Below are 24839 nucleotides of genomic sequence, written 5' to 3'. Positions count from 1 at the left end.
GCACCTTACTGAGTCGTAAGGTGCAGTTGGCGGGAGTGAAACGACGTGCGAACCTCCGGCGTGCTGCCATCGTTCAGCAACACCTCCGACGGCTCCGTGTGGACGAGCACGCGCTCCGTCACGGTCGTAAAGCCCGCGATGCGCAACCGCCTCGTCGACGTAGCCGAGCCGGAGCGAATCGTCAGCGGAACATCCGCCGTCGCCGCGCCGTCATTGCGCACCGTCACCGCCACCAGCCAGCCCGTGTCATGACCCTTGCCTGCGGGTAGCGGACGAGGTGTCACATCCACCAGCGTCAGGTCCGGCAAGCCCAGGTCGTTCAGCACCCAGTCGTGGAAGAACCACCCAAAGTCCTTGTGCGAGACCGCTTCGAGCTTGTTCTCAAACGCCAGCGCCCGTGCACGTGCATCGGTATTCGCAGGCAGAGTGCGCAGACTACCCAGCGCCGCACTCAACGCCTCCTGCCCCGCAAGCTCGCGCAGCATCCACCACACAGCCGCAGCCTTGCGGCGATAGAACACCTCTTCGGTCGCCGCGATCAGCGGCTGCCCCGGCGAGGCCTTCTCCACATCTGCAGCAGAAGTGAACGCAGGCTCACCGATCGGCAGCGGACGCAGCAAGGTATTCATCTCGGCGATCGCATCATCGCGGCCGCGCTCGCGCTCGATCGACAGCAGCGCAAAGAACTGCGCCAGCCCTTCATCGATCCACGCATCGCCGGTCTGCACCCACGCCCGCGTCAGGCTATAGGCCAGCATCGGTTCGCTGCCGGAAACCGCGAACGAGTTCGCCGGGCCGACCAGAAGCGCACCATCCTCAAACGGCTGGGTGTGCTCCTCCACCAGAGTGAGCGGCATAATCGGCTTTGGTCCCAGCCACTCGTTCAGCAAAGGCACCTGGCTGCGAGCCATCACGGCCAGCTTCGGCGCAACCTTCGCCTCCACCCCCAGCACATCCACCAGCGGCGCTCCGCTCTCGCTCTCCGCTTCCGAGGAAGAAGAGAACTGCGCGGAAGCCTTCTGGTCCACCGCACGCACCAGCGTCAGCGGCTTGCTCGAAAACACAAACAGGTTCAGCGTGCGGAAGCCTGCCGCAGGCAGCTTCCACTCCGCCACGGCCACACCACCCGAACGAGCATCATGGTCCGCCGCGTTGTTGCTCAGCAGCTGAAACGTCGCGGGCTTGCCTGCAAAGTACGCTACGGCAGGAGCATCGCTGCTGTACTCCAGCGCCAGCCGCAGACGCACCGGCGTCGTGGTGCCAGCGAACTTCGCATGGCCTACTGCCGCAAAGAGATTATTCCCGTCGCCGAGAAACAATGCAGGCGAAACCACCGGATACCACAGCACGTTCCCAAAGCCGCGCAGCGCAACGGTGTCGACATCGATACTGTCCCAGTCCGTTCCCGCAGCCTGCTCCTTGCTCGCGCCGATCCGCTCCAGCCGGGTCGCGTTCGCCGCCACCGTGCCGGAGTACAAGACATCCAGCTCCAGCGTCGCATCAGGAGCCAGCGGATGCTCCAGCGTCAGCACGGCCTCCGACGCAAAGCCCGTGTGGTCTGCGTCCGTCTCCAACCGATGCTGCACCAGCTTCAACGGTACAAGCTGTCCTGCCGCCGTCAGAATCGCCACAGAATCCCAGTGCAGCGACGAAGATACCTGCAGCGGAAGCAGCGTCAGCGGCGCAAGACTGCGGTTCCGCACAACGATCCGCCCATGCACCGCAAAGTCCCCGGTCGCAGGCACCACGTGTACGTCGAGATCGTACGACCGCACCGCAATCGCCGTCCGCTGCGCCGCCGTCACCTCCGGCACCGCCTCGTCGGCGACCAGCGGCTTGCGATCTGAGTCCGGCTCCGGCGAATCGCCGTGGCGCTCAAAGAGCACCTGCGGCTGCTTGCCCGAAGCTGGCGGAACCGCCTGCGGAGTAGGTTGTTGTTGCGACGTTTGAGCCAGCAGCGGAGCCGCCACCAACCACGCGCCCAGCAGAACGCGCTGCGACCAGATGTAGTTTGCCTGTGACATGAGTTTTACGAGCCAAGCCCTTTGCGAGGCCGCTCTTTCTTGGACGCAACCGGCGCCGCAACGGCACCGCCCGCACTTCCCCGTCGCTGCCGCAGGGCCTCATACATCACCACAGCACCGGCTACAGAAACGTTCAGCGAAGACACGCTGCCCAGCATCGGAATGCTCAACAGATGGTCGCAGGTCTTCTTCACCAGATCATGCAGGCCCGTGCCCTCAGAGCCCAGCACCAGGCAGACATTCTGCTTGAAGTCGAAGTCCGAGTACGCCGGCGTGCCGCGCTCATCCAGCCCGACGACCCAGATATTGCGCTTCTTCATCTGCTCCAGCGAACGCGTAATGTTGGTCACGCGGGCCACGCGGGCATGCTCGCTCGCACCCGCCGAAGTCTTCGACACAACGGCCGAAAACGGCGCCGACCGGCGGTCCGGCACGATAATGCCGTCCACGCCCGCGCCATCGGCAGAGCGAACCAGCGCGCCAAGGTTATGCGGATCTTCCACACCATCCAGCGCCAGAAAGAACTGGTGCCCAAGCGGGCCAGCCGGTTGGTCCAGCAGGTCTTCCAGCGCCAGAAACTTGCGCTCGCGCAGAAACGCCACAATGCCCTGGTGCGCATCGGTCTTGCAGTGACGCGTCAGTTGATCGCGCGACTCCGCCGTAACGCGGATGCCCGTCCGCCGAGCCAGGTCCAGAATCTGTTCCATCCGGGGGTCGCGGCGCGCTTCCCGCTCCCGGGCAACGCTAAGGTGGTCCACCTGCCGCACACCGGCCCGCAACGCCTCTTCTACCGGGTGAATGCCGTACAAAACGTCCATCTCCCGATGATAGTCGCTCCCCACCTCCCCCGCGGAAATGCCTTTGCCTGCCCCGGCCTCCGGCGTACGATGGTTCTGCCGAACTTTTTTGCAAAATCCACCGAGTCTTTCCGTTGGAAATTGTCGTCTAGAAAGTTAGCTGCACCCGGTTTCCCTGCTTATGAAGCTCACGCTCACCATCTCGGCCAATGCTACCGTTGCGCAAACCCAGCGCCAGAACGCAGCGATCGCCCGTGGCCTGAAGCGGCAGGACCCTGAACTGCTCGACCAGTTGATCGAGCTCTATCAGCACCGGTTGATGCGCTACCTCATGTTCCTCACCGGCAAGCGCGAAGTCGCCGAAGACCTCTTTCAGGAAGTCTGGATTCGCGTCCTGCGCCGCGGCGCACAGTACAACGGCAAAGCCCGCTTCGACACCTGGATCTTCACCATCGCGCGCAACCTGGTCATCGACCTCTCGCGCAAGCGCACCATGAGCTCGCTCGACGAGATGCGCGACGTCGGCGAAGACGAGCGGCCCTTTGAAATCGCCGAGGACGGTCCGTCCCCGCTCGCCCAGTTTGAAAGCCGCGAGGACGCCGCCGAGCTCGCAGAAGTTTTGTTGAAGCTCGAGCCCAGCTACCGCGAAGTGCTCTCCCTCCGCTTCCACGAAGAGCTTTCTCTCGAAGAGATCGCCAACGTGACCGCAGCGCCGCTCTCCACGGTCAAATCGCGCCTCTATCGCGGCCTTGCTGCGCTCAAGCCGCAACTGATGAACCTTCGCGGCCAGCGTATACGCCAGGAAGGCGGTCGCGCATGATGTCTACCGGAGCACGCAGCACCGTCGTCAACCGTACGCATCGCGTCATCCGCGAAAAAGCGAACACCATGCGCGAGCAGCGGGATCGCCGCCGCAGCCTTTGGCTGCCGCTCATGATCTTCAGCCCGCTTCTGCTCGGCGTCTGCTACGCCGGTTGGATGCTCGCCGCCAACTACGACACCGCCTCCACCGGGATGCCGGACTCCTCGGACCAGCTCTTCATCATGCTCGTGTGGTCGCTGCCCATAACCGCAGCGATCCTCGGCTCCGTCTGGCTGCGTCGCGAACGCCTTGCACGCGATGGAGGGGATAGTCGATGAACCCCGACTGGAACCATCCTCACTCGCAGGACGATACCCCCGCAGGCGATCAGGAGCTCCGCTTCATTCCGGCCTGGTCCATCGCCCTCGCGGTCGCTCTCTTTGCTCTCGCGCAGTACATCTTCCACGGCGTGCTCCCGCACCACCGGCATGAGATGCTGCCCCTGCGTCTGCTCATGGGCTACACCTGGGGCGCACTGTTTGCCAGCTACGCCCTTCTGCTCGGCTACGTCAGCCGCGATGTCCGCCGTCGTGGCATGTCACCCGGCCTCTGGATGCTGGTCTGCGTGGTTCTACCCGGCGGCATCGGTGCCGTCGTGTACTTCATGCTGCGCCAGCCGATCATGCAGCACTGCCCCAACTGCGCCACCGAAATGGCTGCCAGCTATAACTTCTGCCCGCAGTGCCAGTTTCAGGTGGCCCCCGTCTGCGGCGTCTGCCATCGCGGCGTGAAGATCACCGACGCCTACTGCATTCAGTGCGGACACACACTGGCAGAAGACGGCGCTCCAGCCCGCCTGCGCGTCTACGGCGACTAGCCTGCAAAGGCGTAGAATCAAGCCGAACGCATGACCGCTCCACTGAAAATTCTTATCGTTGACGACGAAGCGCTCGCTCGCCAGGAGCTCCAGTTCCTGCTCGAAGACGCAGGCGAAGTGAACGTCGTAGCCACAGCCTCCAACGGCATCGAAGCCGTCGAACTCGTTCGCCAGCATCTGCCGGACGTCCTCTTCCTCGACGTGCGTATGCCTGGCCTCGATGGCTTCGCTGTTCTCAAAAAGCTCATCGCACAGGATCCGCAGAACAAGCTCCCGCAGATCGTCTTCGCCACAGCCTTCGATCAGTACGCCGTCAAAGCTTTCGAGGTCAACGCTGTCGACTATCTGCTGAAGCCCTTCGACAGCACACGCCTCGCAAAAACTCTTGAGAAGGTTCGCTCACGCCTCGTCGTCGAAGCCTCCAACGAGGCCCAGCCGCAGATGTCCGCCGAAGCCAAGCTCGACGCTCTGCTGCGCATGGTGGAAGAGCAGCAGACGAGCGCTTCGCAACCATCCTCACGCTCCGGCAAAGTCGTGCTTCGCTCCGGCAGTCGCCTGCTCCTCATCGACCAGCGCGACGTCTGCTTTGCCTCCATCGAAGGTGGCACCATCACTGTCATCACCAGCAAAGGCAAGGGCGACTCCAACTGCCGCACGCTCGAAGAACTAGCCGACCAGCTCGACCCCGATCAGTTCTGGCGTGCGCACCGCTCCTACCTCGTCAACATCCAGCACATTCACGAAGTCATGCCGTGGTTCCACTCCAGCTTCCAGCTCAAGATGGACGACAAGGACGCGACCGAGGTTCCTGTCTCCCGCGCGCAAACCAAACGCCTCCGCGAGCTCTTCAACCTTTAGCCTCGAACGCACAAGAAGAAAACGCTCCCGCCAGAGCGGGAGCGTTCTTCTTGTCTTAGCGAACAGCCTTTACTGCGCCGCAGCGGGAGGCGGAGGAGGCATCCCCGGACCACCATCGCCATGCTTGCGAGCACCGTGCATCGGCGCTCCGGGACGCTTCATCATCATCGGCCCCGGCTCTTCATGCATCTTCTTCCACTGCTCCGGAGTCAGCACTCCGCGCATCCCGATCGCCAGGTGCGCCTCGGCCTTCTCCACCGAAGCATGCGCCTCTGCAACCTTGTCGATCTGCGCATCGGCCTTGCCTTCATCCACCGTAGGAGCTTCGAGCGTAACCCGGAGCAGCAACTCATCTTCTTCCACGCTCGCGCGCAGATGAATCAGGTTCAGCTCACCCTGCAGGGAAAGATCGTCCAGCTTCTTCTCCTGCGCAGGCGTCAGGCCAATCTTCTCCGCCAGCATCGGGTCCTTCCACCAGGCGCGGTCCATACCGAAGTGTGTTCCCCGGCCGAAACCGCCATCCATGCGGCCACGCATCTTCACCATCCCGGGCCTGGGACCATGCTGTCCAGCCATAGGCGGCCCCTTCGGGCCATCCGCGGGAGTGCCAGGGGTGGGCTGTTGAGCCCAGGATGCAGCGGTGGCCATTGCGGTCAATGCCGCCGTTGCCAGAATCAGTCGAGTCTTCACGGTCTACTTCTCCTTACGAACGAATCTTGTGACGTCCCCTGTGACCTATGAGACGGTTGCCAGGCCGTTCTCGTTTCGAGGCGACTGTGGCGGATTAGTCTGCGGCTGGCTCATCAACTTCTTCACGTCAAACCCAGCCGCCGACGCCCTAGACTTCATCTGCTCCAACGTCTCTGCATCGACCACCGGCTTTGCCGTGAACAGCCACAGCCTCTTATGGTTTTTCGTGCCCAGAATCATCCACGAGTTATCGTCAGCAATCGCCACCACCCGAAACGTCCGGTGAAACACGAACAGAAACGACGACTTGTACGTCCCATCCATCGCCTTACTCGCCGTCGCCATCATCGTATGCGTGTTGGTATTGCCTTCCTTATCCGTGCAAACCCACAACCAGCGCATTTGTCGCTGCTTATCCGAACGAGCCATCAGACTTACCGGATTCGACACACACGACTTCTCAAACTTCGCCGGCAGCCGCGCGGCTTCAAACCACGTCGCCAGCAAACGCTTCTCTTCCAGCGTAGCCTTCGGCGCCTGCGCGCACGCCTGCCCCACCCAAAGGGCTCCCACCATCGCCAGCACCGCAACCACGCTCGTCCGTCTCATATGCATCATTATGATGCGAAGCCGCCCAAAAGCGTCGTCGCCAGGACTTCCTACCCAGCAGAAAACCCACCGCCGACGCCGTCGACAGTGGGTTTCTCAAATACCTCAAAAGGCGAAGATCCCGCCCTCAGTCTTTACTCCCCGCCACCAGCCGGAACAGCAAGGTAAGAATCACCGCCCCGATCGTGGCAATGATGATGCTCATGATGAGCCCATGCTCATTCACCCCGCCCGCGCCCAGATGCATAAACAGCCAGCCGCCAAGAACCGCTCCCAGCAGACCGACGATCATGTCCACAAAGAACCCAAAGCCTGAACCGCGCATGATCTTGCCGGTCAGCCAGCCTGCCACAACGCCAATAATGATCCAGGCAATAATCCCATGCCCCATAGCGACTCTCCTGTACTGCGTAGTGGCTGGATGCTATCGGAAGCCAGCGCCGTTAGCTAGAAAAATCGCGAAAGAAAATCGCCACCGCAGCCTTAGTCGTTATCCTGCCACTCAAAGTAGTCGCCCTCGAACAGCGTCTCCACATTGAGCTCCGTCTCCTTGTCGAAGAAGTTCCTCGGCAGGTTCCGCGCCAGGCGATACTTCGTAATCAACCGCTTCGACCACCAGTTACGCCCCAGCGGACACAAGCTGTTCAGCAGCAGCAGCGCCTGTTCATGCGTCGAAAACTGCGCCCGAACCGTCCGCACATAGTCGTACTTGTTCAGGTCCGACTCCTGCTCGTCCACATAGCTCACCAACTGGTACAGGTGGCGGTAGTAGTGCCCCAGCCGCGACTGGTGGCCATTGAACGGCTCAAAGTCAAAGTCCCGCAGCTCCTTCACTTCCTGCTTCGTCGCCGGATGCCCCAACACCCGCGCCACCTCTTCAATCAGCGGCAGATCAAAGTCCCGCTTCAGCGCCATCGTCAGCGTGCGCGCCGAACTCGGCCCCACCCCATAGAAGAAGCAGTAATACGCAATGTGGATCACCTGCCGCTGCGTCAGCAACCGCCCCTGCACCCGCGCCACCTCGCGAATGTACGGAATCGCACACCGCAGCTCCCGCACCATCAGCACAAACACGCGACGCCCGGTCGTCTTGCGCCAGGAAATCTGGTTCGCGTTCTCGCGATGAATCTCCAGCATGACGAAGTACTTGTTCGCAAACCCCTGCTGCACCACCGACGCGCGCTGCTGACGCAGCGTAAACACCAGCAGCACCACGCTGATCAGCGAAAAGATCGGCCCAAAGAACCCCGAGGAGAACTCACCCAGCTTCGCCGCAAAATCCGGCGCCAGCGGAATCCAGTGCCGCACCGTGGACGAGAAAAACACCCCCACCACCGCGCCGATACCGCAAAGCAGCAGCAGCACCTCCACCACTGGCTCAATGTTGGAGAGCGAGAAGCTATTGCGTTTCGAGAATTTCTTAGGCTTTCCCCACATGAGTCTGAGGCCGATTCTAGCGATGCCGCGAGCGAGAAGCTACCGGATTGCGCAGGGGTGCCCTCGCTGGGTTCCCCTGCACTGAGCCCGGTTTCTGCGAACGAGCAGGATGGCGCCATGTCGACGAGTCCAGAGTTTTCTCAGGTGGCGCAGCGGAATGATCTTAGGACTGAGGGAATCTCATCTACCCATGCCACCATGAGTGAGAGCCCGAATTTATGGATGCCTCACCACCAACCAATGCGATCTAGAGAGTCGACCACGCTCTCGATAAGACCGGTCCGCGGAGGCTAATAATTACCTGAATGGCGGAGCGACTTGCGTCCAATGCATCACTATAATCTCGCATTCCACCAAAGACGCCTTTTGATCGGAGAGTAGCGAGTAACTTCTCTGCAGCATCAAGAGAGAAGCGCTGAGAGTCGACCGTCTCTTGGAATGTGCTCTTGCTTGATCCGCGCGATTGAGAATGAAGGCAGTGCAAATAATGACGGAACGCTGACTGCTCAGAAAAGGCCTTTACTGTGGTGGGCTGCACTCCCGTAAAGAGAATATCTGCATACTGACTCCCCAACGCGGGATCAGGCTTCATCGATTCCAAAATACCCTGCCGCTGTGCAACGTCAAGAAACGGGATCTTATACTCCGACAAGGCTTGCGGACAGTAATACCATTTCGTTCGCTGACGTATTTCATCATCAACGGGAACAATGAATTTATCAGGCGGAAAGGTTCTCACGTTCATCCAAGTGCCAGAAGAAATCGCTGAAACTTTAGCTACCGAAGCGATAAGCATTTGATGATTGCAATATCCCAACGTGACTGACTTTCGAAGAAGCCTCAGACCAGCACATAAATCAATCAAGTTCGCGAGCCAAATCGGATCACTAACTAAGTACGCGTCACTCGGGTGTTGGGCAACGACGTAAAAGCCATCAACCTTCCACGTTTCTGCTCGTTCAAGTAATTCACCTACTTGGCTAACATCTTTCACCGCATCGTCCGAAAGCGCTATAGTGCAGATCAAAGGCCGTCCGGACTTGATCGTACGAGCCTCTTCTATTACCGCCTCTTGGGCTACAAACCAATCTTCATCGATTGGTTTAGCCAGCATACCCGGCAAGACGAAAGCAGCCGATTTGAGCTTCGTATTTAGCTCGTCGAGCTTTTGAATTAGCCGTTGCAGATTAGCTCCCTGCCAAAAAATGCCTGTCTCGAAATCTGATGGCCAGTAATCATGCGAGCACAATCTCTCGTGGTCCGCTCGTGGCACATAAAACTGTGGATCAAGCCAAACGCTCCCGCCTCTCAATCCACGAATGTCAGAACTGAATCGCTCCAACTGTTCACAGGTCAGGTCTCGAGGTGACAAAATGACATTCCCGCCACCCCAGCTATCGATCAAATTACGGGAATGATCCATCATCCCGAAACCGAATTGAAGTTTTAGATTCATAAGATATTTCCCAAGCACTTTCGAGGTACTGAGCGTTCTGCGGCGGAGCCACATGCCATCGTGAAGGTACACATCCATTTTGGGCTAGACCGTAGCTTCCACAGAGTCCAACCAAGCTAACGCATCATCTACACAGCGGGGCCTTAGGTCTCGTCTTTTTTGGATGCAAGTGCTTATGAGTTGCTCGAACGCCTTCGCTTTTGGCGAAGGCCCAAAGTCCAGCACTACCGCTTGGGTTTCGACACGCTTCACGACCTCTAGATTGCTGGCAGGCGCCGGCACCCAGAATGGATGCTCCCCAGTAATACATTCCACGACCGTGATGCCAAGAGCAAACAAATCCGATCTAACATCGATGAACGGCTTGTTGTTTCGCATTTGCTCGGGCGGAGCGTAGCCCAGAGTTAACTTCCCGAAGATACTGGCAGTTGCCGTTATGGACGCCAAGGACAAGTGCCTTGCAATACCAAAGTCGAGTAACCAGAAGTCTCCATTCAAGTCGCGAACAATATTGGCGGGCTTCACGTCCCTATGAACGATGTTTGCTGACTCGGCACCCTTCAAAGCTTCTAGAAGGTGCCTCATCATCCTCAAGCATTCATCTAGGGTTAGTGGCGCGCCGTTTATGACGTCGGCAACAGTCGTTCCAGATACGTAATGCTCGCGTATCCAGACACTATGTCCTAGCGGCGTCGTAACCGTGTCATGCTCGTGAATCGAGGGTACACGTGGAGAATTTATAGTTGAAACGGCCAGAATTTCCCGCTCAGTTTCAACAGGGTCTTGCCGTTGATCGATGATCTTCAGCACCACCCATCCATCCGTAGGATGCTGGGCTTTGAATACTATCTTCTGTCCCCCCGCGCCGATCAACTCGACTAGGGAAAGCTCAGGGAAATAACTCGAAACCCAAGCTACATCAAATGGCATATCGCGAGCAGTCTAAACCTTCCTAACTACAAAGTCGCTTTCCAGGCCCACTCGTTAAATAGCCATGAGGCATATGAAACGGGTTTTTCGAAGGATGATGCTGGTTTTAGCACATTACCGACTGCTCTGGCAAAGATACTGATGCCCATATCTTCCGCTCGGCTTCCCGTCTGTAGATGTTGCGGCTCCTCTGGTAGGAGAAGGATTGAGTCGTGTGCGAACCAAGTGTTCAACGCGGCTTGATGCATTCCAGAAGAGACGGCAGAAACTTTCGCCTCGATAGCGATGATTCTGCGGACAGCAAAAATTTCGCGCAGCGGCTTCACCGAGCAACTACCCTTCCTGATGTCGATCATGTCAGCAGCTGCCAAGCGTTCGAGGCTTTCGTCAACTGAACATGCCAAAAGCTTCTCTATCTCAAAACCAGTAGCTCGTTTCATCTGATAGAGACAATGAAGAACAGATAAATCGACAGCTTTTAGCGCCTTTCGAGAATGATGCCACGCCTCGGTAACACTCTCATCCCAGATAACAAGCACCAAATCCGGGAAACCAGATTCAATTCTGGGCTCCTCGAAGATGCTCAGGCGACACCCCTCCGGAACGTCGATTGGCATCACATCGAGGAACCAATCCACGAGATCCTTCTCTGGCCCTCTGCGTCGTATGCGGCTCGAAACTCCCCACTCATTCAGCTGGCACCGCTCAATAATATTCGCCATAACGAATTAAGCCTACTCCACCGTCACACTCTTCGCCAGATTCCTCGGCTGGTCAACATCGCAGCCTCTACGCACAGCGATGTGATATGCCAGCAACTGAAGCGGGACGACCTCCAAAATCGGGAGTAGCAGCTCGTGGCTCTGGGGGATGTAGATGACGTGTTCGACTAGCTGGGAGATGTGGTCGTCACCCTCGATCGCGATTGCGATGACGCGGCCGGAGCGGGCCGTGACTTCCTGGATGTTCGAGAGGGTCTTTTCGTACTTGAGGACGGAGCTGGCGTCGTTCGGGTCCTGAGTCGCAATACACACGACAGGCAGGGATTCATCGATCAGGGCGTTGGGGCCGTGTTTCATTTCGCCGGCGGGGTAGCCTTCGGCGTGGATGTAGGAGATTTCCTTCAGCTTGAGCGCCCCCTCAAGGGCGATCGGGTAGTGGATGCCACGGCCCAGAAAGAGGAAGTCCCGGGCGTTGGAAAAGTGCTTGGCCAGCTCGCAGCACTGATCGTCAACCGTGCGTAAAATCGTTTCAATCTTGCCAGGAACGTGCGAAAGTTCGGTTACCAGATGCAGGCTTTCTGCAGAATTGACCGTATTTCGCACCTGTGCGAGGTGCAAAGCGAGCGTAAACAGCGCCGTAAGCTGCCCGGTGAAAGCTTTCGTTGACGCCACTCCGATCTCCGGACCAGCGTTCGTCGTGATCACTCCAGCCGCCAGCCGCGTCACCGCCGAACCGACTACATTGCAGATAGCAAGCGTCTTAGAGCCCTTGGCAATCAGCTCCAGCTGCGCCGCAATGGTATCCGCCGTCTCTCCCGACTGCGTAATCAGCAAGCCCAGATTCGTAGCATCTGGAATCGGATCCCGATACCGATACTCACTCGCATAGTCAACATCCACGGGCATTCGAGCGAGTCGTTCGATCATGAACTTGCCGGCGAGGCCGGCGTGCCACGAGGTGCCGCAGGCTGCGATGGTGATGCCGGTGGCAGAGCGGAACTCGTCGTCGGTGATCTTCATGTCGGGCAGGAAGACCTTGCCGGTGTCGAGCGAGACGCGGCCGAGGGTGGTGTCGCGGACGGCACGCGGCTGCTCGTTGATCTCCTTGAGCATGAAGTGCTTGTAGCCAGCTTTTTCGGCCTGGATGGGGTCCCAGGTGATGCGCTGCGGGGTGAGGGGCTTGGGCTGGGCGTCGAAGTCGGTGAGGGTGATGCCCTGCTTGGTGAGGACGGCGACTTCGCCGTCCTGCAGGAAGTAAATGTCGCGGGTGTGGTGGAGGATGCCGGGGACGTCGGAGGCGAGGAAGTACTCACCATCGCCGAGGCCGAGGACTGCGGGCGGGCCCATGCGGGCGGCGACCATCTTGTCTGGCTCGGCGGCGGAGAGGACGCCGATGGCGAAGGCTCCGGTGAGGCGCTTGACGGCGCGGCGAACGGCTTCTTCGAGCGAGAGGCTCTGGGGAAGCTGGCCCATGATGACGGCCTGCGAGGTGTTGGAGTCAGCAGCGTCGGTGTTGGTGAGACGCGGCGGCATACCCGCAGCGAGTTCGAGTTCGTCCTGGATGACGTGGGCGATAATCTCGGTGTCGGTTTCCGACGTGAACTTGTGGCCCTTGGCGATGAGTTCGTTCTTGAGCTTCAGGTAGTTTTCGACGATGCCGTTGTGCACGACGACGAGGGTGCCGGTGCCGTCGCGGTGCGGGTGGGCGTTCTCTTCAGTGGGGCGGCCGTGCGTGGCCCAACGGGTGTGGCCGATGCCATAGGTGCCTTCGACGGGGTCCTTGGCGAGGATGGCGTCGAGGTTGCGGAGTTTGCCGGGAGCGCGGCGAAGCTGCAGCGGGTGGCCGCCGCCAGCGACGGCGATACCTGCGGAGTCATAGCCGCGGTATTCGAGGCGCGCGAGGCCTTCCATGATTACGGGGACGCAAGCCTTGGGACCGATGTATCCGACGATTCCGCACATATGTTTGGGGCGACTCCTAACTGTCTCTTGGAGTGTAGATGCAAGTGCGGTGAGGATGTTGCGCGGAATGGCGAGAGCGGTCTAGTCCTGGCTGAAGAGGCGCTTGAAGAAGCGGCCGACGACGTGGAAGAAATTGTACGAAGGGGGCGGGGGTGGGGGTGCCGCCGGGGCTGGCGCTGGCGCGGCGGTCGCTGGCGCATCGGGCTGCACGGCTTTGCCGGTGAACGGATCGTTGGCGTCGTAACTGAGAATGGCGGTGTTCGGGGCCCGGCTGTAGGCCGCGGGGTTCTGAGGGGAGGCGGTAAGGTCCTGGCTTTCGGCCTCGGGGAACGGGTGCTCAGCCGCAGCACGTTCGGCCGCGGTGGCGTTTGGTGGCAACGGGCGGGAAGGCGCGGTCTCCGGGCAGCCACAGTTGGAGCGTTCGCGGTCGACGACCTGGTGCAGATCTCCGTGTTCGAAGAGGACATGTTGGCCGGGAAGGACGCGGTAGGTGGCGTTGCCAAACGTCGAGGTGAGGAGCAGGGTGGGCGAGGTGGCTCCGTGGTTGTCGACGCAGGTATCGCCGGAGCGCGTGACGCGCAGGCGGAGGTCGAGGCTACCGGGAGAGACGGTGGTGAAGCGAATATCGGGCGTGAAGACGACGTCCTTCGGGTTCGAAAACGTCCGTAGTTCGAGTGCGCCGCGATCAAGACCAAAGAGGAGACCAAGCCCTGCTCCGCTATGGAAGAGATGAAGCTGCGAGGTGGTGCATACAAGCAACTGACCTCCGCGCGAGAGCGTGATGGGAGCGGTGTGGTCAAGCGCGGTGATGTTGGTGCTGGAAAGAAGAACGGCGCGCGTGCCCTGTACCTGCATGGAGCCGGTGAGTGTGGCGTCCGAAAGTTTCATGGTTCCCATGGGTTGCTGGGCCGAGGCAGTCACGCAGGTGAAGAGGCAGAAAGAAAGGATTCGAGCAGCGACGGCCATGAAAGAAGTGTAGAACGGAGGCCTCACCGGGCTGAAGCTCATGATTTGTGGCGAGGAGAAGAAAAGAAGACGCCACGACGCCAAGGGCGCCACGTTTCGCCACGAGGACGCTGGCTCGCAGAAGCATCCGGCTACCACATGTCGTGAAGCCGAGATATGGATAGGTGTGGTTGATGGTGGAAGCAGATGGCTTCCGCTGGAGGAAAGGGACTTCCCTGGCTAATAGCTACGGAAAGATCTGGCGGTGAAAAACGACTTCAGAGGAACCCGCATCCAGCGAGAGCTTTGGATAGAGGGTGAGGATCTTCTCGAAGTGTCCATAGAATTGCGGGCCACTTTGACTACCCTCGCTGCCGAATCGTTCGGCTTGCCCTGCTTAGGTTACTTCTGCTTGAGGAAGTTGGCGATGAGCTGCTTGCCGTGGTCCGTGAGGACGGACTCCGGGTGAAACTGGACGCCTTCGATCGGCAGCGTTTTGTGGCGGAGAGCCATGATCGTGCCGGGGTCGGCGGCTGTGCCGTCGGCGGCGACGCGAGCGGTGACTTCGAGCACGTCCGGCAGCGTATCTTCACGCACGATGAGGGAGTGGTAACGCGTGCAGGTCATGGGCTGAGGGATGCCCGCGAAGACGCCCTTCTTGTTGTGCTCTACCTGCGAGACCTTGCCGTGCATGAGGTTCGGGGCGCGGACGACGTCTCCGCCGAAGGCTGCGCCGATGGCCTGGTGGCCAAGGCAGACGCCGAGCGTGGGGATCTGCTGCTTCTTTGGCAGCTCTGCGAGGCGCTGGAGCAGAGGGATCAGGATGCCTGCGTCCTGCGGGGTGCAGGGGCCGGGCGAAAGCAGGATGCGGTCCGGGTGCAGAGCGATGACTTCGTCGGGCGTGAGCTCATCGTTGCGTTTGACGACGATCTCTTCGCCGGGCGCAAGTTCGCCGATGTACTGCACGAGGTTGTAGGTGAAGCTGTCGTAATTATCGAGAACAAAGACCATCGCAGTTTTGATTGTATGCGCGGCGATGTGAATCGCGCAGGGCAACGACGCAGGCCAAGCCAGAGTCCTACCTAAGCATGTGGCTGACTGATCCAAAACGAACGAAACATTTTGCGGCGATGGTACTGATCGGCGATGGCGTGATGGCGCTGATCCATCCGGAGACGGACGCGACGGCATGGAACAAGGGTCCGCAGGTTTGGCGGCGTTCCATGAAGTGGCTTGCGAAACGGCCGGGGTTGACTCGCGCGATCGGCGCAGGGCAAATTGCTGCGGGCGTGTGGTGGGCGCTGCAACAGGAACGCGAGTAGCAGACTTGCAACTTTATGCCGCAGACGCCCGGCGGTGCTTGCCGTAGAAGGCCAGGAACTCGTCACGAGGCATGGCTTTGGCAAAGAGCCAGCCCTGTCCGTAGCGAACACCGTGGGAGCGCAGGTAGTCTGCCTGCTGCTGTTGCTCGATGCCTTCGGCTACGACTTCAAGATCGAGCTGGCGAGCGATGTCGATGATATGCCCGGTCACGGTGCTGGAGGCGGAGTCTGTGCCAATGGCGTCGACGAAGGATTTGTCGATCTTCAGCACGTCGAGTGGAAGCGAGTGCAGTAGGCCCAGGCTCGAGTAGCCGGTTCCGAAGTCGTCGATGGCGATAGGATGGCCAGCCTTCTGCGCGCGGCCAAGCGATTCACGAGCTTCGTCTGCGTGGATAAAACCGCGCTCGGTGGCTTCGAGCCAGATGGAGCTTGTGGGCAATCTTCTTGCCGCGAGCGCCAGCGCCAGGCTTTCCAGCGGGCGGCCGGTTTCGATGTCTGCGGCGCAGAGATTGATGGCGATGTGCATCTCGGGGTCTGCCGAAAGAGCGGCGTGCATCTCGTCGATGGCCAGTTGGATCAGCTGGTCGGTGATCTCACGGATGAGGCCGCTCTCTTCGGCGAGCGGGATGAAGAAGTTCGGCGGCGTGAGACTGCCGTCGGGGCGACGCCAGCGCACGAGGGCTTCTGCGCCGATGCAACGGCCGGTGGCGAGCTCCATAATCGGCTGGTAGTGGTTGATGAACTCCCGCTTGCGAACCGCGATTTCGAGTTCGGCAAGAGGTGAAAGCCGACGGCGAAGGACCAGAACGATGGCCGCAATCATGATGCAAGCAAGAAGAATAGCGATCGGCAGCATGTAGTTCCGCTGGCGACGGAAGCCGGCAAATGCGTAGTCTTGGCGCTCGGCAGCAATCGCGACCCAGCCGGGAACACGGTAGGTGGCGTAGAGATAGTCGCGTGTAGAGCCGCTGCCGTTTGTACTAAGAGCCTTCTTCAGCAAGGCGGGGTCGGGGTTGTTGAGGGTTGCCAGAACGTCGCCGCGGTCGTTGGCAAGCGCGAGCGACATGTTGTTGTCGACGAGTACATCGACGAGACGGCTGGGGTCGACGAGAACGTTGTGATTCTTATACTCAAACGCGATGACCGGATGGCCTTTGCTGACAGCCGGGTGAATGCGCATGTTGACGCGGATGCCGTCGGCGGTCTGGTAATCAGCGGGCCGTTGGGCGATCACCTTGGTGACGGGCCCCCAGGAGGTGCAGCCGAGGAGGCCATTCTTATAGAAGCCAACTTCTTCGATGGCGCGGTGGTTCATCACCGTGAGGCGCATCGCGTCGATGTGCTGCTCCGAGCAGTCACTGAAGCCTGCGGCATCGATCTCATGCAGGGCGCTGATGGCGTCGCTGACAGCGATGCTGGAACGCTCGATGGTCCAACTGCCGTACTCGGTGAGGTGACGTTGTTCGGCTTCGATGGAGTGCGTGCGGCTGATGTAGTAGCTGACAGAAAGCGGCAACACCGCGGCCAAAACAGCCAGAATGACAGCTCCAGCGATCGTACTTTTCCGATTCACGTAGATCTCAGCCTCAGGAAGTTATTTCGGTTCTACCAGACAAACGTTGTCCAGAGGAAAAGGAATGCAGCTCATGACAAAAAAACGGTCAGCCGAAGCTGACCGTCTTGATGCTGATGCGGAGCAAACTACTCCTTGTCGCCGGAGCTCAGCTTCGGCATCTCATTGCCTTTGCTGAGAGTTAGCAGACCAGAAGCCGCGTAGGTGCGGAGTTTGTCGCGTGTGTCGGTGATGTCGAGGTTGCGCATGGTGAGCTGGCCGATGCGGTCCTTCGGCGAGAAGGAGCTGGCGGTCTTTTCCATGCTGAGGCGCTCGGGGTGAAAGGTGAGGTTCGGGCTTTCGGTGTTGAGCACCGAGTAGTCGTTGCCACGGCGAAGCTCAAGTGTGACCGAGCCGGTGATGGGCTTGGCGACCCAGCGGGTAGCGGCTTCGCGGAGCATGAGGGCCTGAGAGTCGAACCAGCGGCCCTGGTAGAGCAGGCGGCCGAGCTTGCGACCGTTGTCGCGGTACTGCTCGATGGTGTCCTCGTTGTGGATGCCGGTGAGCAGGCGCTCGTAGGCAGCGAAGAGCAGAGCGAGGCCTGGGGCTTCGTAGATGCCGCGCGACTTGGCTTCGATGATGCGGTTCTCGATCTGGTCGCTCATGCCGAGGCCGTGGCGGCCGCCGATGGTGTTGGCCTCCAGCAGCAGGTCGACGGGCGAGTCAAAGCGCTTGCCGTTGAGAGCAACGGGGAAACCTTCTTCGAAGGTGACGGTGACTTCTTCCGCCTTGACGGTGACGTCGTCGCGCCAGAAGGCGACACCCATGATGGGCTGCACGATCTTCATGGACGAGGTCAGGAGTTCGAGGTCCTTGGCTTCGTGCGTCGCGCCGAGGATGTTGGAGTCGGTCGAGTAGGCCTTCTCGGTCGACATCTTGTAGTCGAAGCCGGAGCTGATGAGGAACTCACTCATCTCCTTGCGGCCACCGAGCTCTTCGATGAAGGTCGAGTCGAGCCACGGCTTGTAGACCTTGAGCTCGGGGTTCACGAGCAGACCGTAGCGGTAGAAGCGCTCGATGTCGTTGCCCTTGAAGGTGGAACCGTCGCCCCAGATGTTGACGTCGTCTTCCTTCATGGCGGTGACGAGCATGGTGCCTGTAACGGCGCGACCGATGGGGGTGGTGTTGAAGTACGTGACGCCAGCGGTGGTGATGTGGAAAGCACCGGCCTGCAGCGCGGCGATACCTTCACGCACGAGTTGCTCGCGGCAGTCGATGAGGCGGGCCTTTTCGGCACCGTACTCGAGGGCCTTGCGTGGGATCGCCTGGTAGTCGGTTTCGTCGGGCTGGCCGAGGTTCGCGGTGTAGGCGTAGGGCATGGCGCCCTTCTGCTTCATCCAGTGCAGCGCAGCAGAGGTATCGAGGCCGCCGGAAAACGCGATGCCGACTTTTTGGCCCGCGGGCAGGTGTTCAAGAATCACCGACATGATGGTGTTTGTCCTTCGTGTATCAGCCAGAAGCTGATGGAGTCTCGTTTATTTTACGTTGCCCTCAGCGTCGGAGTCGGGACGGAGGTCCCGGGAGCCGACGGAGACGCGCTCGTCAAAGATGTAGCACTCGCCGAGCCATTGGCTCTGCTCTTCCGGCACCTGCTCGAGGTAGCGCAGGATGCCGCCGCGGAGATGAAAGACCTCCGGGAACCCCTGCTGGAGCATGAATGCCGAAGCCTTTTCGCAGCGGATGCCGCCGGTGCAGAACATGGCGACCTTGCGGTGCTTTTCGGGGTCGAGATTTTCGCGCACGTAGGCAGCGAAGTCGGAGAAGGTGTCGAGCGGCGGTGCGGTCGCGCCGGAGAAGGTGCCGATCTCGGTCTCGTAGGTGTTGCGCGTGTCGAGCAGAAGCACTTCCGGGTCGGCGAGCAGGTCGTTCCACTGCTGCGGCTCGACGTAGGTGCCGGGGCGGTTGGGATCGACAGGCGCGTCGGCGCGGAAGGTGATGATCTCGCGCTTGAGCTTGAACTTGAGGCGGCGGAAGGGCGCGGCGTCCGAGGTGGAGAACTTGACCTCGGCGCGGTCGAGGCCGGTGCGCTCGCTGAGGAAGGTCAGCAGCCTGTCGATGGTTTCCGCCGAGGCGGCCATCGTGCCGTTGATGCCTTCGGGGGCAAGCAGCGTTGTGCCCAGAAGGTCCGTGCCGGCGAAGGTGGCATGAAGCTCCTCACGCAGGGCTGCGGGGTTGGGGAGTGCGAAGAAGCGGTAGTAGGCGGCAACGGTATACATGGCGGTAAAAGTTCTGCGCGGCAGACTCTTCCCTATTTTACGGGTGGTCGTTTTGCCTAAGAGGAATTGTTCGAGCGAGAGAGCTTGCGGTTGTCATGCCTATTGCCAGTGATATAGCGTTATCGCGGATAAAAACTATGATCAAGCGCCCCACGCGACATATTTCCTCGTATATCAGCCTGTGCATGCTCTGCGGAGCAGCGTTGCTGGCGCAGCAGAAGAATGCGAAACCGTTGCAAGTAGTAGCGACGCAGGATGTGCTGTGGTATCGCGCGCCTGCCCCGATCTGGGACCATGCTCTGCCGGTGGGCAATGGACGCCTGGGGGCGATGGTCTTTGGCGGAGCCAACACCGGCGCGAACAATGGGGCCAACAACGGCGATCTGCAGGACGAGAAGAAAAACGCTGCTCTGATGGATGGCAGCCAGAGCTCGGGCGCGGATGAGCATCTGCAGTTGAACGAGTCTTCGCTGTGGCAGGGCGAGCGGATGAATCGCCTGAACCCGCAAGGGTATGAGGGCTTCGAGCAGGTGCGGAAGCTGCTGCTGGAGTCAAAGGGGACGGACGGCGCGATGATCGCCGAAGCCGAGAAGCTGGCAGCGGAGAAGATGCTCGCGATTCCGCGCAGGATGCCGGGGTACAGCACGCTGGGCGACCTGTACTTTCGGACGCCCAAAGAAGAGGCCGTGAGCGGATATCGCCGCGATCTGGATCTTCGTACCGGTGTGGCCAGCACAAGGTATACGGCGAACGGCGTGCAGTACACACGCGAAGTCTTTGCCTCCCGGCCGGATGAAGTGATCGCCGTTCGCTTTCGCGCGAATCATAAGGGTGCAATCAGCTTCCGGATGAGCATGGATCGTCCGGAGGACTTTGCCGTAGAAGCACACGGTAACGATGCGCTGGTTCTGCATGAAGGCCCGGAGCACCAGGGGCAGATTCACTTTGCAGGCGAAGCAAAGGTGTTGGCGCAGGGCGGCACCGTGGCGACCGAGGGTAAAGAAATTGTCGTAACCAATGCCGACGAGGTTGTCGTGCTGGTAGCTGCCGCGACCGACTTCAAAGGTGGGCCGTTTGCGGGCGGCGACCCTCAGGTGCAGTGCGATCGCGTGCTGATGACAGCGTCGAAGAAGAGCTTTGGCGATCTGCTGAAAGCGCAGCTTGCGGTGTATCAGCCGGTGTTTGGGGATATGTCTCTGCGGCTTGGCGGAGCGGACGCAACGCTGGATGCGATGCCAACGGATGAGCGCGTAAAGCGTGTGAGCGGGGGCGAAGAAGACCTTGGACTGCAGCAGATGTACTTCGACTTTGCGCGCTATCTGCTGATAGCGTCGTCGCGGCCGGATGGGCTGCCTGCGAACCTGCAGGGGATCTGGGCAGCGGGCATCAGCAATCCGTGGGGGTCGAAGTGGACGATCAACGTGAACACGGAGATGAACTACTGGCTGGCCGAGCCTGCGGGGTTGAGCGAGACGACGCTGCCGCTGATCAACCTGATCGACATGGTGCGCACGCCCACGAGTGGGACCGGGATGCAGGTGGCGCAGAAGTACTACGGTGCGCGTGGTTTCGTGATCCACCACAACACGGACCTGTGGGGCGATGCGGAGCCGATTGATGGTATCCCCGCGGGCATCTGGCCGATGGGCGGAGCGTGGCTTTCGTTGCAGGCGTGGGAGCACTATGCGTTCACTGGCGACAAGCAGTTCCTACGTGCGCGAGCGTGGCCGATTCTGCATGATGCGTCGCTGTTCTTCCTCGATTACATGACCGACGATGGCAGCGGGCACCTGGTGACAGGGCCATCGCTTTCGCCGGAGAACCGCTACAAACTCGCCGACGGCTCGGTGCATTCGCTGACGATGGCGCCGACGATGGATGTCGAAATTGTTCGCGAACTGCTGACGCGCACGCTCGATGCCGGGCGCCTGCTGGGAGAAGATCCGGCGTTCCTGACAAAGCTCGAAGCCGCCCGCGCGAAGCTGCCGCCGTTCAAGATCGGCAAGCTTGGCCAGTTGCAGGAGTGGCAGCTCGACTACACGGAGAACGCTCCGGGACACCGGCATATTTCGCACCTGTGGGCTCTGTACCCGGGCACGCAGATTGATGTGAATAAGACGCCTGAGCTGGCAAAAGCGGCGCGCGTGACGCTGGAGCGAAGGCTGGAAAACGGTGGCGGGCAGACAGGGTGGTCGCGGGCGTGGGTGATCAATTACTGGGACCATCTGCACGAAGGCGAGGAAGCGTACAAGAGCATGCAGGTGATGTTCCGGCAGTCGACGTTCCCGAATTTGATGGACACGCATCCGCCGGGAGTCTTCCAGATCGACGGCAACCTGGGGGCAGCCAATGGGATGCTGGAGGCGCTGGTGCAGTCGCGCTGGGAGTCGAACGGCGCAGAGGTTACGCTGCTGCCTGCTCTGCCGAAGGAGTGGAGCGAGGGCGAGGTGCGCGGGCTGCATGTGCGCGGCGGAGCTTCGCTCGACATGGCGTGGAAGGTCGGCAAGGTGAGCTCGCTGCGAGTTCATGCAGCGAAGGGCGGGACGTTCAAGCTGCTTGCAAACGGCGTGGAGAAGAGCGTGGTGATGAAGGCTGGCGAGACACGCGACGTACCTCTGCAGTAACCCCCTGGGAAGACCGTTGAGCCTCGCTATCCGATAGCGTGGCTCAACTTTTGCTGCTGGAAACTGCTCATTGCAAAGGAAAAGCAAGGCCAGAAGAGTTTCCCACAACGAAAACTCAATTCACGGAACCGCTACGTGAACCGCTGCGTATAGCTGTCTGAGAACGACACGCCCCTTACAAGCTGTCGCCGCTTTTCTTCCTGAAACAGGAGGCTGCCTTCGTGCGCTTGAACTTTGGTTTTGCTGCTCTTCCGCTGCTGGTGGCGATGGTATCGCCAGCACTCGCTCAATCCTCATGTACGCGCCTTGACGGCGTGGTGATGGACTCCACCGGCGCGCTGATTCCGGGAGCCAACGTAACGCTCGACGGCAAGACCGAGCACCGGAGCGACGCCGCAGGGCGCTTCGACTTTGCCTGTCTGAGCGAAGGCAAGCATGCGCTCACCGCCAGCGCTGAAGGATTTGCCGGATATACGGTCCGCTTCTCTGCTCCGCATGAAGCCGAGTTGCGGCTGCGCATGGTGCCTTCCACCGAAGCCAGCGTGACCGTGAATGCAGAAGACAGCGACATGCAGGTTGCGCCTCCGGGAGCGTCGAATGGACTGGTGGTAGCCGGGCGTCAGTTGCAGGCACTCGCCGATGATCCTGATGATTTGCTGCGTCAGTTGCAGCAGCTTGGAGCGATGGCTGGCGGTAATCCTTCGAAGACGACGGTTTCGGTAGATGGCTTTCAGGATGATGCGAAGCTGCCGCCGAAGGATTCGATTGCGTTCATTAACGTGAGCCCCGATCTTTTCTCTGCGGAGTATCGCGAGCCACCGTTCGGTGGAGGGCGCGTGGAGGTCTACACGAAGCCGGGCGCGAAGGCGTACCACGGCGCGCTCTACACCACGAACTCAAGCTCGTGGATGAACGCGGCTGACCCGTTTGCACCGTCTACGGGCAAGCTGGGCAAGCAGCGCTATGGCTTCGATCTCTCCGGGCCGATTCAGAAGAAAGGTTCCAACTTTTCGCTGTCGCTGGAGCACCGCCAGATTGATTCCCTTGCCGTCGTAAACGCGATCACCTTTGATAACACGGGCAAGCAGCAGGCAACGATCTACAACGCACCGACGCCGCAGTCACTGTGGGAAGGACAGGCGCGTGTGGACTGGCAGCTTGGCCCGAAGAACATCTTCTTCGTGTCGTACTCGTCGAACGTGAACTCGCAGCAGAACAACGGCGTCGGCGGCACGGTGCTGCAGGAAGCCGGATACAACGTTGGAACGAACGACCAGACGGTACGCTTCAGCGACGTCACCATGTTCAGCCCGATGCTGATGCATGAGGCTCGTGTGGCTATCGAGTGGTATCGCGAAACGGACGTTGCCAACAGCACAGCGCCGAGCGTGCAGGTCTCGGGCTACTTCACCGGCGGTGGCGTGAGCACGGGCAACAGCCAGCAGTTCCGCACACGCGTGGAGTACGACGACGACTTTGTACTGACCACTAAGCAGCACACACTAAAGGCTGGCTACCAGGTCTTCTGGCTGCACCGCAACAGCAATGTGCCGACGAACTTCAACGGCAACTACACCTTCGGCACGGCGGCGGAGTATGCCGCGAAGACACCGGAGGTCTTCAACAACGTCAGCGGCAATCCCAACATCGAATTCCACCAGGTACGTTTCGTGGGTTTTGCGCAGGACAACATGAAGCTGAAGCCGAACCTGACGTTTGCCATGGGAGTGCGCTACTTCCTGGAAAGCTCGCCCGCAACGTACAAGAACTTTCAGCCGCGTATCGGCCTGGTGTGGTCGCCCGATGCGAAGAAGAAGTGGAACGTCACAAGCCACTTCGGTATCTTCCAGGGGCAGTACTCTGCTGATGAGGTGCAGGAGTTGCAGCGCCTCGACGGCGTACAGCGCGTCAGCAGCCTGATCTACAACCCGGTGTATGGTGCGCCGTTCTCTGGCGCGACGCCGATCACGACGAAGCGTACGTTTGCGCCGGGCACAGGACCGGGCACGTTCATGATGGGCGAGCTTGGGGTTTCTCGCGACCTCGGCAAGGGATTCAACCTGAACGTGGAAGAGATTCAGGCGCGCTTTCTGAACTATGTCCGCACGTTGAACATCAACCAACCCTTGGACTCGAACCCGTACGGCGCGCGTCCGTACGGTGCGAACCAGAACATTCTGCAGGTGCAGAACAGCGGCACTGGCATTGGGCATGGTGAGGTCGTGGTGCTGAGCAACTTCAGCCACAAAGTGGCTGGTGGCGTGGTTGGGTTCGTTCACCTGAACATCCGCGATACCACCAATGACGACACGTTCTTCCAGCCGGAGAGCTCGACGAGCGACGCGGGAGAAGAGGTTCGGCGGGTGGGACAGGGATCGTGGCAGATCTTCAGCAACGTGAATGTGAACCTGCCATGGAAGCTTTCGCTTTCCTACAACGGCTTCATGCAGGGCGGCTCGCCCTACAACCTGCTGACGGGTTCGGACAATAACGGTGACGGCAACTTCAACGATCGTCCACAGTATGCAGCGCCGGGGGCAGTGGCAAATGGGACGACGAACTTCGAGACGCCGTTTGGGTTGCTGACGAACGACGGAGACTACGTAAACGGCACACCTGTGCGCCCGACCGAACGCAATATGGGTAAGCTGCCCTGGAACTTCCACCTCGATGCCAACCTGCAGCGTGCGTTTGTGCTGAACCGCGATAAAAAAGCCGTACACCAGCAGACGGTGACGCTGAATGTGCGCTCGGCAAACTTCCTGAACCACACCAACGTGACGAGCGAAGGCAGCGTGCTGGGTACGCCGCAGTTCCTTGCTCCGGTGGCGGCGGACACGGGACGCCGCATCGAGTTTGGAGCCAAGTACAGCTTCTAGTCAGAAGCCTGCTCTTTTCGCCGAACAAAAAAACGGCAACCATCTTTGCGATGGTTGCCGTTTCCTTTTCAGCTTTC

General features: G+C 60.0%; 22 protein-coding genes. 7 read left to right on the top strand and 15 right to left on the bottom strand.

Annotated elements, in window-relative coordinates; genetic code table 11:
- Positions 1–5: 5 nt before the first annotated feature.
- Together PW792_01560 and rlmB are read right to left on the bottom strand one after the other, a co-directional pair.
- Complete coding sequence (locus PW792_01560) at positions 6–2024, bottom strand: hypothetical protein (protein ID MDE1160614.1); 2019 nt, start codon at positions 2022–2024, stop codon at positions 6–8.
- Between the two features lie 5 nt (positions 2025–2029).
- Complete coding sequence (gene rlmB / locus PW792_01555; GenBank protein ID MDE1160613.1) at positions 2030–2842, bottom strand: 23S rRNA (guanosine(2251)-2'-O)-methyltransferase RlmB; 813 nt, start codon at positions 2840–2842, stop codon at positions 2030–2032.
- A gap of 160 nt (positions 2843–3002) precedes the next feature.
- Between rlmB and PW792_01550 the strand changes: the two genes are divergently transcribed.
- Genes PW792_01550 through PW792_01535 form a run of 4 tightly spaced genes read left to right on the top strand, consistent with a single transcriptional unit; the run spans position 3003 to position 5358 of the window.
- Positions 3003–3641, top strand: coding sequence for a sigma-70 family RNA polymerase sigma factor (locus PW792_01550; GenBank protein MDE1160612.1), 639 nt, complete (start codon positions 3003–3005; stop codon positions 3639–3641).
- Positions 3638–3961, top strand: coding sequence for a hypothetical protein (locus PW792_01545; protein ID MDE1160611.1), 324 nt, complete (start codon positions 3638–3640; stop codon positions 3959–3961). The genes PW792_01550 and PW792_01545 overlap by 4 nt, the downstream gene beginning before the upstream one ends.
- Complete coding sequence (locus PW792_01540) at positions 3958–4500, top strand: zinc ribbon domain-containing protein (GenBank protein MDE1160610.1); 543 nt, start codon at positions 3958–3960, stop codon at positions 4498–4500. Before PW792_01545 ends, PW792_01540 begins: the two co-directional genes overlap by 4 nt.
- A 30-nt stretch (positions 4501–4530) precedes the next feature.
- A complete protein-coding gene (locus PW792_01535) occupies positions 4531–5358 on the top strand; it encodes a response regulator (GenBank protein ID MDE1160609.1) in 828 nt (275 codons plus the stop codon).
- Positions 5359–5427: 69 nt separating this feature from the next.
- On the opposite strand, the gene PW792_01530 is transcribed toward PW792_01535, so the two are convergent.
- From PW792_01530 to PW792_01485, 10 genes are all read right to left on the bottom strand, one after another.
- A complete protein-coding gene (locus tag PW792_01530; protein ID MDE1160608.1) occupies positions 5428–6048 on the bottom strand; it encodes a periplasmic heavy metal sensor in 621 nt (206 codons plus the stop codon).
- A gap of 45 nt (positions 6049–6093) precedes the next feature.
- The gene (locus PW792_01525) at positions 6094–6657 is read right to left on the bottom strand and encodes a lipocalin family protein (GenBank protein ID MDE1160607.1); all 564 of its coding nucleotides are present in this window, start codon (positions 6655–6657) and stop codon (positions 6094–6096) included.
- A 127-nt stretch (positions 6658–6784) separates the two neighbouring features.
- Positions 6785–7048: a GlsB/YeaQ/YmgE family stress response membrane protein gene (locus tag PW792_01520; GenBank protein MDE1160606.1), complete on the bottom strand. Its 264-nt coding sequence runs from the start codon at positions 7046–7048 to the stop codon at positions 6785–6787.
- Between the two features lie 92 nt (positions 7049–7140).
- Complete coding sequence (locus PW792_01515) at positions 7141–8094, bottom strand: putative phage abortive infection protein (GenBank protein MDE1160605.1); 954 nt, start codon at positions 8092–8094, stop codon at positions 7141–7143.
- 247 nt (positions 8095–8341) lie between these two features.
- The gene (locus PW792_01510; GenBank protein ID MDE1160604.1) at positions 8342–9550 is read right to left on the bottom strand and encodes a hypothetical protein; all 1209 of its coding nucleotides are present in this window, start codon (positions 9548–9550) and stop codon (positions 8342–8344) included.
- Positions 9551–9634: 84 nt separating this feature from the next.
- A complete protein-coding gene (locus PW792_01505) occupies positions 9635–10480 on the bottom strand; it encodes a serine/threonine-protein kinase (protein MDE1160603.1) in 846 nt (281 codons plus the stop codon).
- 26 nt (positions 10481–10506) lie between these two features.
- On the bottom strand, positions 10507–11118 hold the full coding sequence (locus PW792_01500; GenBank protein MDE1160602.1) for a hypothetical protein: 612 nt from the start codon (positions 11116–11118) through the stop codon (positions 10507–10509).
- A gap of 96 nt (positions 11119–11214) precedes the next feature.
- Complete coding sequence (gene glmS, locus PW792_01495) at positions 11215–13164, bottom strand: glutamine--fructose-6-phosphate transaminase (isomerizing) (GenBank protein ID MDE1160601.1); 1950 nt, start codon at positions 13162–13164, stop codon at positions 11215–11217.
- A gap of 81 nt (positions 13165–13245) precedes the next feature.
- Positions 13246–14061 (bottom strand): nuclease, encoded by an 816-nt coding sequence (locus tag PW792_01490; GenBank protein MDE1160600.1) that lies wholly within the window; start codon positions 14059–14061, stop codon positions 13246–13248.
- A gap of 450 nt (positions 14062–14511) precedes the next feature.
- Positions 14512–15120, bottom strand: coding sequence for an aminodeoxychorismate/anthranilate synthase component II (locus PW792_01485; GenBank protein ID MDE1160599.1), 609 nt, complete (start codon positions 15118–15120; stop codon positions 14512–14514).
- A gap of 77 nt (positions 15121–15197) precedes the next feature.
- On the opposite strand from PW792_01485, the gene PW792_01480 reads away from it, so the two are divergent.
- A complete protein-coding gene (locus tag PW792_01480) occupies positions 15198–15431 on the top strand; it encodes a hypothetical protein (protein ID MDE1160598.1) in 234 nt (77 codons plus the stop codon).
- 13 nt (positions 15432–15444) lie between these two features.
- Here the strand turns inward: PW792_01480 and PW792_01475 are convergent, their stop codons facing one another.
- The 3 genes from PW792_01475 to PW792_01465 all read right to left on the bottom strand — a co-directional run bounded on the left by PW792_01475 (position 15445) and on the right by PW792_01465 (position 19259).
- Positions 15445–17004: an EAL domain-containing protein gene (locus PW792_01475; GenBank protein ID MDE1160597.1), complete on the bottom strand. Its 1560-nt coding sequence runs from the start codon at positions 17002–17004 to the stop codon at positions 15445–15447.
- A gap of 128 nt (positions 17005–17132) precedes the next feature.
- Positions 17133–18470 carry an argininosuccinate synthase gene (argG, locus tag PW792_01470; GenBank protein MDE1160596.1) on the bottom strand — a complete coding sequence of 446 codons (1338 nt, stop codon included), beginning with the start codon at positions 18468–18470 and terminating at the stop codon, positions 17133–17135.
- A 48-nt stretch (positions 18471–18518) separates the two neighbouring features.
- Positions 18519–19259 (bottom strand): rhodanese-related sulfurtransferase, encoded by a 741-nt coding sequence (locus tag PW792_01465; protein MDE1160595.1) that lies wholly within the window; start codon positions 19257–19259, stop codon positions 18519–18521.
- Between the two features lie 137 nt (positions 19260–19396).
- On the opposite strand from PW792_01465, the gene PW792_01460 reads away from it, so the two are divergent.
- Both PW792_01460 and PW792_01455 read left to right on the top strand, forming a co-directional pair.
- Positions 19397–21883: a glycoside hydrolase family 95 protein gene (locus PW792_01460; GenBank protein ID MDE1160594.1), complete on the top strand. Its 2487-nt coding sequence runs from the start codon at positions 19397–19399 to the stop codon at positions 21881–21883.
- Between the two features lie 221 nt (positions 21884–22104).
- A complete protein-coding gene (locus tag PW792_01455) occupies positions 22105–24762 on the top strand; it encodes a carboxypeptidase regulatory-like domain-containing protein (GenBank protein MDE1160593.1) in 2658 nt (885 codons plus the stop codon).
- Positions 24763–24839 lie beyond the last annotated feature (77 nt).

It is taken from the genome of Acidobacteriaceae bacterium (assembly GCA_028283655.1).
Lineage (GTDB): Bacteria > Acidobacteriota > Terriglobia > Terriglobales > Acidobacteriaceae > Granulicella.
The sequence above is the reverse complement of the archived record's forward strand: the minus strand, read 5'-3'. Positions and strand labels throughout refer to the sequence as shown.